Origin of the sequence: Bartonella sp. CE47NXGY, from assembly GCF_042195415.1 — a bacterium.
Taxonomy (GTDB): Bacteria; Pseudomonadota; Alphaproteobacteria; order Rhizobiales; family Rhizobiaceae; genus Bartonella.
In genome coordinates this window covers 1-522 of the sequence record NZ_JBHIOI010000304.1, presented here as the reverse complement: position 1 = coordinate 522, position 522 = coordinate 1, and the positions used below count along the sequence as shown (strand labels likewise).

1 protein-coding gene is annotated in these 522 nt (G+C 42.3%); it reads right to left on the bottom strand.

From position 1 onward, the window contains the following. Positions 1-118: 118 nt before the first annotated feature. A complete protein-coding gene (locus tag ACFIL3_RS11225; protein WP_375612646.1) occupies positions 119-499 on the bottom strand; it encodes a hypothetical protein in 381 nt (126 codons plus the stop codon). Between the last annotated feature and the right edge of the window lie 23 nt (positions 500-522).

Genomic DNA, 522 nt, shown 5'->3' with positions numbered 1-522 from the left:
TCTTGAATGACCGACACTAAGTGCGAAAGTGTTCTCTTATGACGATAAACATCTCGCTTTACAGGTATCGGTCCTCCAGTCTTAACCCGAATATAATGACGTGTCATCAAAATACCTCTCAGTGATTAGTCACGAATTCAACGACTATACTTGCTTGCCCAGCTTGTACTGTTTTGTCCGCTTTAGCATAGAGAGTGACCTCTTCATCATAAGGGACAAATTCCTTCTGATTGGTGGGCTTAACCTCTTTTACTGCCTGTTGTTTGATTTCCGCTTCACCAAACTCAGTCCCTCCAGCAGTGCTGCCTATTTTGACCTTTGTGTCCGAAAATGCTGTCTTAACAAACACTTTAATCGAAGTAATCAAAGCACCACGAGGGAGGGTGCCTATCTTCATCACCTTTTCTTTATCTTCATAGCTAAAATTAAGCCGCAAAAAGCTTACCTGCTGGGTATGAAGATTTCTCCCTTGCAAGGGCTGTGGTAAATAATCTGCCATGTCTTATCCCCTCAATGATTTGT

Coding starts and splice junctions, on each gene's coding strand:
- ACFIL3_RS11225 (WP_375612646.1), bottom strand. CDS start 499: ATGGCAGATTATTTACCACAGCCCTTGCAAGGGAGAAATCTTCATACC.